This is a genomic window from Frankia sp. AgPm24 (genome assembly GCF_023243055.1).
GTDB lineage: Bacteria > Actinomycetota > Actinomycetes > Frankiales > Frankiaceae > Frankia > Frankia umida.
This window is the reverse complement of the sequence record NZ_JALKFW010000018.1, coordinates 1-10776: the sequence shown is the minus strand read 5'-3', so window position 1 is coordinate 10776 and position 10776 is coordinate 1. Positions and strand designations below refer to the sequence as shown.

At 74.5% G+C, this 10776-nt stretch carries 2 protein-coding genes; both read right to left on the bottom strand.

The features are described from left to right. Nucleotides 1-675, bottom strand: a 675-nt coding sequence (locus MXD61_RS04780; RefSeq protein ID WP_248811640.1) for a beta-ketoacyl synthase N-terminal-like domain-containing protein, incomplete at its 3' end; no start/stop codon positions are given. 76 nt (nucleotides 676-751) lie between these two features. Continuing rightward, nucleotides 752-10753 (bottom strand): SDR family NAD(P)-dependent oxidoreductase, encoded by a 10002-nt coding sequence (locus tag MXD61_RS04775; protein ID WP_308222677.1) that lies wholly within the window; start codon nucleotides 10751-10753, stop codon nucleotides 752-754. Nucleotides 10754-10776 lie beyond the last annotated feature (23 nt).

Sequence of the window (10776 nt, the reverse complement as noted above, 5' to 3'; positions counted from 1 at the left end):
GCACTCGCCGCGGCGCAGGGACTGGCTGGCCAGGTGCAGCGCGACCAGCGAGGACGAGCAGGCGGTGTCCACGGTCATCGCCGGTCCCCGCAGGCCGAAGGTGTAGGCCAGCCGGCCGGAGGCGAGGCTGGTGGCGTTGCCGGTCATGATGTGCCCGTCCAACTCGAGGGGCACCCGGTCGCGTTCGGGTGCGTAGCGGCCGGCGGCCAGGCCCACGAACGTGCCGGTGCGGCTGCCACGCAGCGTCCGTGGTTCGATGCCGGCGGCCTCGATGGACTCCCACACGGTCTCCAGCAGCAGGCGGTGCTGCGGATCCATGGCGGTGGCCTCCCGCGGTCCGATGCCGAAGAAGGCCGGGTCGAAGGCGCCGGCGTCGTGCAGGAAGCCGCCGCGGCGCACGTACGAGCGGTCCGGGCGGCCGGGCTCCGGGTCGTACAGGTCGTCCAGTTCCCAGCCGCGGTCGGTGGGGAACTCGCCGGTGGCGTCCCGGCCGGCGTCGAGCAGTTCCCACAGGTCCTGCGGGGATTCGACACCGCCCGGAAAGCGGCAGCCCATCCCGATGATCGCGATGGGCTCGCGGTCGCGTTCCTCGAGCTCAGCCAGCCGGCGGCGCACCTGTCGCACATCGGTGGTGGCCCGCCGCAGGTACTCGCGTAGCTTCTCCTCGTTGGACATCCGATCACCGTTCTCTTCGGGGCACTGTTCTCGTCGAGGCACCGTGGGGAGCTCGTCGCGCTGTGGCGACCCGCGGTCAGGGGGTGCCGATCTCCTTGTCGAGTGCGTCGAACAGCTCCTCGTCGGTGGCGGTGAACAGCCGCTCGTCCGGAATGGGCGACCCGTCGGCGAGGGGGATGCGGCCGGTCAGGGCAAGCAGGCGCGGTTGGATCGCCGCCAGCGTGGGATCGCTCGTGGTGAGGCGTTCCAGCGCTGCCTCCAGTTCGGCCAGCCCGGCGAGCACGGCCTCGGCGGGTAGCACCGTGCCGGTGGCCGTGCCGGTGGGACGCCCGTCGGAGTCGAGCAGTTCCGCGCTCAGCAACGCGGCGACGTCCGCCGGTGTCGGGTGATCGAACACCAGCGTGGTGGGCAGGGTCAGCCCGGTCCGGACGTTCAGCTGGTTGCGCAGCTCCAGGGCGGTCAGCGAGTCGAACCCGGTGTCCCGGAACGGGGCGTCAGCACGGATGGCGTCCGCCCGTCCATGCCCCAGCACCAGCGCACACTGCGTGCGGACGAGCTCGAGCAGATGGGTCGCGCGCTCGTCGGGCGGCAGCCCGGCCAACCGCTCGGCGAGCGGGAGCTCACGTGCGGGCTTGGCTGTGACCGCCCGCCGCGGGGGCCGGCGGACCAGCTCGGTCAGAACAGGGCGCAGCTGGCCCGCGTCCGCCTGCCGCCGCAGCGCCGCGATGTTCCACCGGGCGGTCACCACGGCGGCGTCGTGCGGGGTGGACCGGGCCGCGTCGAACAGCGTCATCGCCTGGGCCGGCGACAGCGGTGCCAGTCCGGTGCGACCGAGCCGGGCACGGGCGACCTCGTCGAGGCCGCCGGCCATGCCGTCCTCCGACGCCCACAGTCCCCAGGCCATCGAGGTCGCGGGTAGACCGAGGGAGCGACGGTGTGTGGCGAGCCCGTCCAGGAAGGTGCTGGCTGCCGCGTAGGCACCCTGGCCGGCGCTGCCGAGCACCCCGGCGGCCGAGGAGAACAGCACGAAGTCCGTCAGCCCGGCGCGGGTGGTGAGTTCGTGCAGATTCCAGGCGGCGTCAACCTTCGGGCGCAGCACGGAGGCGAGCCGGGCCGGGGTCAGGGTCGCCAAGACGCCGTCGTCGAGGATGCCGGCCAGATGGATCACCGAGGTCAGTGGTTCGTCGGCCGGCACGCCGGCCAGCACGGCGGCGAGCTGCGCATGATCACTCGCGTCGCAGGCCACCACTGTGGCCTGCGCGCCGAGGTCGGCGAGGTCGGTGACGAGCTGGGGGGCACCGGCGGCCTGCGGGCCCTGCCGGCTGAGCAGCAGCAGGCGCCGCGCACCGTGCGAGGTCACCAGATGCCGGGCGAGGACGCCGCCGAGCGCCCCGGTACCCCCGGTGATCAGGATGGTCCCCGCCGGGGAGGCCGGCGGCCGGGCCTCGAGGGCCTGGTCGCCGTGGCGGCGGGAGACCTGGAGGCGGGGTGTGAGGACCACACCGGCCCGCACCGCGCACAGCTCGGCGCCTGAGTCGATCGCCGCCGCCAACCCGTCCGCCGCCGGGTCGGCCGGGTCGGCCGCCGGCTCCAGATCCACGAGGACGAAGCGGCCCGGGTTCTCGGACTGGGCGGTTTGGACCAGCCCCCACACCCCGGCGTGGGCGAGGTCGGGGATGCCGCGGCGCGGGTCGGTCGCGACCGCGCCGCGGGTGACGACGACCAGCCGCGCCCCGGCGAACGCCGGCTCGGCGAGCCAGTCCTGGATGACCCGCAGCACAGCGGAGACCTCTGCGTGCACGATCCCGGGCAACGTCGGGCCGTGGTCGTCGGTCGTGGCCGGGCGGGTGTCAGGGGTGACGCGTGGCGGCAGCGGAAGCAGGACCACCGGGGGCAGCGGGGTTCCAGCGGAGCTGGTCTCCTGTAGTTCGTGCGGGTCGGAGCACAGTCGCACGGCGTCCACGCCGAGCAGTCGCAGTACCGGTTCGCGTTCGGCCGGGTCCGCGAGCACGGTCCACTGGCCTCCGGGCCCCAGGGCGGTACCCGCCGGTCTCCCGGCACCGGATGCGCCGCTGGGCCGCTCGGCGAGGTCCGCCGCGGTTGGCGGCGCCCACCTCAGCACGTGCAACGGCAGACGCTGGCCGGGACCGGCGATCGCCGGACGGCCGGTGCTGGTGCCCTCGATGCCACTGTCGATGTCGATGCGCAGGGACCCGACCGTGAGGACCTGCTCGCCGGCACCATCGGTGAGGATGATCGAGGTGCCTGTCGGGCCGCCGTCGATCTGACCGCGCACCTCGGTGGCGCCCGTGGCGTGCAGCCGGACATCGGTGAAGGTCAGCGAGAGCGGCGCCGTCTCGGGGCCCGGCCGGGACAGGGCGTGCGTCGCCGCCGCCGCCGCCGCGAGCAGGGTGGGATGCACGGCGCTGCGCTCGGCCTCGGGACGGGCCCCCGGTGTCACCTCGACCTCGACGAGGCAGCTCGCGCCACGGCGCCAGGCTCCCCGGACGAAGGCCGGCGCGGCCGCGTCCACCAGCGCGGAGAGCTCGTCGTCGTCGACGTCGACCGCCTCGGCCGGCGGCCAGCGCAGCGTGCCCCCGCCGATCGGAGCCGCCTGGGCCGCAGGCTCGCTGTCGAGGGAGGATGCGCTGCCAACGGGGGAGACGATGAGCACTCCGAGGGCCAGCGGCGTCCACGCGGTCGCGGGGTGCTGGTCGTCGCGGACACTGTCGCCGGTGCCGTCGTCAGTGCCGACCGGGCAGGTGTGTACCGAGACGGCCCGGGCGCCGTGCGTATCCTCGGCGGCCACGACGATCCGAAGCCGCAGTGCGGTGCCGGACATGGCCGTCCCCGGCGTGACGGTCAGCCGTTGCAGGTGCTCGGCACCAGTACGCGAACCCGCGTGCAGGGCCAGCTCCACGCTGACCGCTGCCAGCAGGTGCGCCAAGGGATCCGTCAGCCAGGGCCTCGTTCGGGCCGAGAGGACACCGGTGAACACCGTCGTGCCATCCGGCAGGTCGACGGCGGCGGCGAGCAGTGGATGACCGGCGTCGTGCAGGCCTGCGGCGCTCACGTCGGTCGGCACCGCCTCGTCCGCGAGCCAGTAGCGGTCGCGCTGGAACGGATAGGTCGGCAGTTCGGCCGGGACGCCGGCGCGAACGCCGAACACCGCCTCCCAACGCACCTCGGTGCCATGGACGAACAGGGCGGCCAGCGCCAGTGCCGCCGCGGCGGGCTCATCGCGGTCGGCGCGCAGCACCGGCAGGGTCAGCACGCCTGGCGCGTCGGGCAGGCAGTCCCGGGTCAGGTGGGTCAGGGCGCCTTTCGGTCCCAGTTCCAGGTAGGTGGTGACGCCGAGGGTGTGCAGGTGGTGGATGCCGTCGTGGAAGCGGACGGGGTGGCGGATGTGGTCGGTCCAGTAGTCGGGGGAGCGGAGTTGGTCGGGGGTGGCGGTGTGGCCGGTGAGGTTGGAGACGAGGGGGATGCGGGGGGCCTGGTAGTCGATGGTGCTGGCGATCTTGTGGAAGCGGTCGAGGATGCCGTCCATGTGCGGGGAGTGGAACGCATGACTGACGGTGAGCTGACGGGTCCGGTGCCCTTCGGCCTGCCACCGTTTGGCCAGGTGCTGGCAGATGTCGCGGTCTCCGGAGATGACCGTGGCCGCGGGGCCGTTGACAGCGGCGATGCAGACACGGTCCTCGAGTCCCGACAGCGCCGCGGCGACGTCCAGCTCGGGGACGTCGACGGCGATCATCGCGCCGCCAGCCTGCGCCGCCTGCATCAGCTCACCGCGGGCTGCCACCAGCCGGCAGGCGTCGCCGAGCGACATCACCCCGGCGGCGTGCGCCGCTGCCAGCTCGCCGACGGAGTGGCCGATGAGGTGGTCGGGGACGACACCCCAGTGGGTGACCAGCCGGAACAGAGCCACTTCCAGGGCGAACAGGGCGGCCTGGGTGTATCGGGTCTCGTGTAGCAGCCCGGCGCGCGGGTCGTCCGCCGCGGCGAACAGGATCTCTCGCAGCGGCACCTGAAGCTGGCGGTCGAGGTGGTCGCACACCTCGGCCAGGGCCCGGGCGAACACGGGATGGGCGGCGTGGAGTTCGCGGCCCATCCCGGCCCGCTGGCTGCCCTGTCCGGAGAACAGGAACGCGACAGGACCGGCCTCGTCCGGCGCTCCCCGGGTGACGCCGGCAGCCGGTGTGCCCTGGGCCAGGGTGGCGAGCCCGTCGAGCAGCTGCTCGCGGTCCGCGCCGGTCACCGCCGCACGGTGCTCGAAGAAGGCGCGGGTGGTGGCCAGTTCGGCGGCCACCTCGGCCGTGGTGAGGTCGGGATGCTCGGCGAGATGTGTGCGCAGCCGCGCCGCCACCGTGCGCAGCGCCTGGGGGGTGTGCGCCGAGAGCAGCCACGGCGATCCGGGCGCGGCAGGGGCCGGGGCCGGCGCGGGAATCGGCGGTGCCTCCTCGAGGATCACGTGCGCGTTGGTACCGCTCATCCCGAACGCGGACACGGCACCGCGGCGCGGGCGGTGTTCGTCGGCGGCCCACGGACGGGCCTCGGTGAGCAGCCGGACGTCGCCCTGCTCCCAGGCGACGTGCGGGGACGGCTCGTCCACGTGCAGCGTGCGGGGCAGCAGGCCGTGGCGTAGCGCCAGCACCGTCCTGATAACGCCGCCGACGCCCGCGGCAGCGTTGGTGTGGCCGATGTTGGACTTCAACGAGCCGAGCCACAGCGGCCGGTCGGCCGGGCGGTCCTGGCCGTAGGTGGCGAGGATGGCCTGGGCCTCGATCGGGTCTCCGAGACTCGTGCCGGTGCCGTGGGCCTCCATCGCGTCCACGTCGCCGGGGGTCAGGCCGGCGTCGGTGAGCGCCTGGCGGATCACCTGTTCCTGGGCGGGGCCGCTGGGCGCGGTCAGCCCGTTGCTGGCGCCGTCGGAGTTCACCGCGCTGCCGCGCAGGACGGCGAGCACGGGGTGCTGGTTGCGTCGGGCATCGGAGAGCCGTTCCAGCAGCAGCAGACCGACACCCTCCGCGAACGCGGTGCCGTCGGCCGCTGCGGCGAAGGCACGGCAGCGTGCGGTGGGGGACAGCCCGCGCTGCCGGCTGAACCAGACGAACAGGTCCGGGGTGGCGAGCACGGTTGCGCCCCCGGCCAGCGCCAGGTCGCACTCCCCGCTGCGCAGCGACCGCATCCCCAGGTGCAGCGCGACCAGCGACGACGAGCAGGCCGTCTCCACGCTGACGGCCGGGCCGCGCAGCCCGAAGGAGTAGGCGAGCCGTCCGGAGGCGACACTGCTGGCGCTGCCGATCCCCAGGTATCCCTCCAGGTCGTCGGGCACGGAGCGCAGCCGTGAGCTGTAGTCCGTGCCCACCGTTCCCACGTAGACGCCCGTGCGGGTCTCCCGCACCGTGGCCGGGGGGATGCCGGCGCGCTCGAAGGTCTCCCAGGCGGTCTCCAGCAGGAGCCGGTGCTGTGGATCGGTGGCGAGCGCCTCCCGCGGGCTGATGCCGAAGAACTCGGCGTCGAAACCGTCCGCGTCATGCAGGAAACCGCCCTGGCGGGCGTAGGTCGTGCCCGGCCGGTCCGGGTCGGGGTCGAACAGTCGGTCGAGGTCCCAGCCGCGGTTGGTGGGAAAGTCGGAGATCGCGTCGGTGCCGTCGACGAGGATCCGCCACAGCTTTTCCGGCGAGTCGGCTCCGCCCGGGTAGCGGCAGCCCATCGCCACGATCGCGATCGGGTCGTCGGTCTGACCGGATCGGCCCGCCGGCCCGCGTGCGCGCACGCGGGACTGGTCGGGCTGGACGCGGGCGAGCAGGAACCGGGCCAGCGCCTGGGGGTTCGGCTGATCGAAGGCGACAGTTGTGGGCAGGCGCAGCCCGGTGGCCGCCGAGAGCCGGTTGCGCAGCTCCACCGCGGTCAGGGAGTCGAAACCGAGGTCGGTGAACGCGCGGTCCGCGCGTACGGTCCGCGCTTCGGGCAGGCGCAGCACGGCAGCCACCTGGGCGCGCACCAGGTCCACCAGGGCGCTCTCCTGGCGGCTGGTGGGGACACCGGCGAGCTGGCGGCGCAGTGCCGTCGCGGTGGTGGCCATCGGTGCCGTCCGGCCGGCGAGCGCGGCGAACAGGGGTGCTGCCGTGCCCGCCCCGAGCGGCGAGCGCACAGCGGTGGGGTGCAGGGGAGCGGGCAGCAGCAGGGCCCGGTCGCGCCGGGCGGTCCCACTGGCCGTGAACAGCGCCCGGACCAGGTCCGCGGGCAGCGGGGCGAAGCCGGCGGCGGCCGTGCGCGGCTGGTCCGCCGCACCGGCCCGCTGCCCCGGGCCCCACCCCAGCGACGTCGCGGGCAGGCCGACGGCCTGCCGGTGCTCCGCCAGCGCGTCGAGGAAGGCACCTGCCGCCGCGTGGGCGGCCCGGCCTGCCGCGCCGGCCGTGGCCGCCGCGGTGGAGAACAGCACGAACTCGGTCAGCGGCGATGTCGCGGTCAGCTCGTGCAGGTTCCAGGCCGTCCGTGCGCCGGCGTCGAGCACGGAGTCGAGCTGAGCCGGATCCAGCGAGCTGATCATCCCGCGCACACTCAGGTCAGGGATGTGCACCACGCCCGCGAGCGGGCGGTCGGCCGGGATGCCCGACAGCAGCGTGGACAGCGCGGCCCGGTCCCGGGCGTCGCAGTGTGCGATCTCGACCTGTGCGCCCCGGTCCTGCGCGGCCGCCGCGGCGGTCCGCACCGGATCGTCGGGGCCCTCCGGGGCGGGTCCCGCGATGGCCTGCCGTGTCGGCGGACCGAGCGCGACGATCAGGTGTCGCACCCCGTACGCGGTGACCAGATGATCGACGACGAGGGCGACGTCGGCCGCCTCGTCCCCGACGACCAGCACCGTCGCGGCGTCGCCGAACCGCCAGGACACCGCCGTGGTCGCGTCGCGGTCGTGGGCGCCGGCCGCGGGTAGCGCCCGGAGCCGGGGCACACGTGGCTGGCCGTCCCGGAGCGCCACCTGCCACTCTCCGGCGGCGAGTGCGTCGGCGACGCTCTGGTGGAGCAGGTCCGCGGCGACCTGCGGCGACTGGCCGGTTGCGCGGGGGTTCACGTCCAGCAGCACGAACCTGCCTGGTTCTTCCTGTTGCGCCGAGCGCAGCAGGCCCCAGACGGTGGCGGCGGCCGGGTCGGGAGCATCGTCCGTGGCGGCGGCGACAGCATCTCTGGTGAGCACCACCAGGCTGCTGGCAGCGAGTCTGGTCTCGGTGAGCCACCCGCGGGCCAGAGCCAGGACCTGGCCGGCAGCGGTCCGTGCGGCGGCCGGCAGGTCCGGTGCGGTTCCGTCGGTGCTGTCGGTCGTCGCGGCGGGGGGAATCGCCACGAGGACCGCGTCAGGCAGCGCCAGCCCACCCGCGACGGCCTCGGCCAGGGCGGTGAGGGACGGATGGGCCGTCACGCCCGGCAGATGCGAAAGACCGGCGGTGCCGTCCTGGAGGTCCGGTGCCGCAACGACCGCCAGTCGCAGCGCGGCCCGACGGGACGGGTCGCTGGCGAGCGGAACCCAGTCCAGGGCGAGCAGGGCGTCGCGCGGCAGCACCCCCGGTGATGTCGGCGCGGTCGGGAGCTGGACCGGACCGAGGACCAGGTCCGTCACCGAGGCGATCGGCTCCCCGTCGCCGTCGGTGAGAAGCACGTCGGCCGCACCGGCGGCGTCCGGGCCCGCGCCCGCGGTGATGGTCAGCCTGGCGCGGATCGCCGAGACGGACGTGGTCGTGCCGTGCAGGGACACGTTGTGCCAGGTCCGGGGCAGCAACAGCCGTTCGGGCCGGTCGACGAGCGACAACGCGAACAGGGGACGGAGCGCGGCGTCCAGCAGCAGCGGATGCAGGGTGTAACCGTCCGGGCGCCTGGCGGGCAGTTCGGCCTGTGTGTACAGGTACGCACCGTCGCGCCAGACCCGTACCGGCAGGTCGAGGGCGGGTCCGTGCTCGAGCCCGACGTCGGCCAGTGCCTCGGCCAGATCCGCGGGATCGAGCTCGTCGGCGTCGGGCGGCGGCCAGGTCCGCAGGTCCCCCGGATCCGGGTGGCCCTCGGCGAGCGCCGCCCGAAACGCGTCGGCCTGGTCTGGACGGTCGGCCGTGGTTGCTGGTGCCGGGAGGGTTCCGGTGGCGTGCCTGACCCATTCCCCGGGCCGGCCCTGGGCGTCCCGGCTGTGCACGGAGACCGTCCGCCGTCCAGCGCCGTCCGGGCCGCCGAGGACGACCTGCAGGTCGATGGCCGTCTTAGGCGGGATCACCAGCGGGGACTCCTGCGTCAGGCGCTCCACCCCGCGCACCCCGACGCGGGTCGCAGCGCGCAGGACGAGGTCGAGGACGGTACCGGCGGGCAGGACCGCTACGCCGTCGACGGTGTGGTCGGCCACCCAGGGATGCGTGCCGGTGGCGATGCGTCCGGTGAACAGGTGCTCGGCGCCGTCAGCGTGGTCGAGGGCTGCACCCAGCAGCGGATGCTCGGGTGTCCCCAGGCCCGCCGAGCCGACGTCCCCGGCAGGGGGCGGGGTGTCCAGCCAGTAGCTCTCGTGCTGGAACGCATAGGTGGGCAGGGTGACGTGACGGCCCCCGGAGCCGGCGAACAGCGCCGGCCAGTCGACCTGCAGACCGCGGGTGTGGACGTCCGCCACGGCCCGCAGAAAGCTGTCCGGGCCGGCAGCGTCCCGGCGCAGGGAGCCGGTGACGAGGGGTTCGGCCACGCCCTGTGCCTCGGCTGTCTCCTCGATGGCGGCGGTCAGGACGGGATGGGGACTGACCTCGATGAACGTCCGGTGCCCAGCGGCCAGCAGGGTGCGGATCGTGTCGGCGAAACGCACGGTCTGACGCAGGTTGCGGTACCAGTACCGTGGGGTGAGCTCCTGGGGATCGAGACGGTCGCCCGTCACGGTCGAGTAGAACGCGACGCCGGCCGCCCCCACCTTGTCGTCGGCCGCGACCGTCGTCTCACCACCCGGCCCGGCCAGATCCGCGAGCAGCGGATCACGGACGGCCTCCACCTGCGCGGAGTGCGAGGCGTAGTCGACCGGGAGCGTCCGTGTCCGTATCCCCTGCGCGCGGCACTGCGCGGTGAACTCCGCCAGTGCGTCCACGTCACCGGAGACGACGACCGCCGTGTGTCCGTTGACCACGGCCAGGGCCAGCCGACCACCCCACGGGGCGATCCGGGCGCTGGTCTGCTCGGCCGACAGGGCGATCGCGGCCATGGCGCCGCCCGCGGGCAGCCGAGCGAGCGCCCGGGAACGCAGCGCCACGATCCGCGCCGCCTGCGCCAACGAGATCGCGCCCGCGACATGCGCGGCCGCGACCTCGCCCTGCGAGTGCCCGACCACCGCGTCCGGCCGCACACCCAGGTGTCGCCACAGCGCCGCCAGCGACACCATCACGGCGAACAGCGCGGGCTGCACGACGTCGACCCGGTCCAGAGACGGTGCCCCCGGCGCGCACCGCAGCACGTCCCACAGTGACCAGTCGACGTGCGGCGCGAGGGCCTCGGCGCAGGAGTCCAGCGCGGCCCGGAAGGCGGGGCTGGACTGCGCCAGGTCGACGGCCATCCCGATCCACTGCGAGCCCTGGCCAGGGAAGACGAACACGGTTCCGCCCGTCGCCGCCGTGCTCCCCCGCACCAGTCCGGCTGACGCACCGCCGCCCGGGGCGCTGTCCACCGGTGTGGCGTCCGTCGCTGTGATCCCGGCGGACTCCTCGCGGCGGGCCAACGCGGCCAGGTCGACCAGCAGCGCGGCGCGATCGCTGCCCACGGCCACGGCCCGGTGGTCGTGGTGCGCGCGGGTCGTCGCCAGCGAGTAGCCGATGTCGGCGACGGTCAGGTCGGGATGCGCGGTGGCGTACTCGTACAGGCGGGCTGCCTGCGCACGCAGCGCGTCCGGCGTGTGCGCCGAGACCGGCCAGGCCAGGGTCGCCACCGCGTCGGCGGCCACCCAGGGCGTGCGGGCCGGGTCCTCGTCGGTGGGGTCCTCGCCGCCGCCGTGGGCGGACAGGTCGGCGGGATCGGCTTCTTCGAGGATGACGTGGGCGTTGGTGCCGCTGATGCCGAAGGCGGAGATGGCGGCGCGGCGGGGTCGGTGTG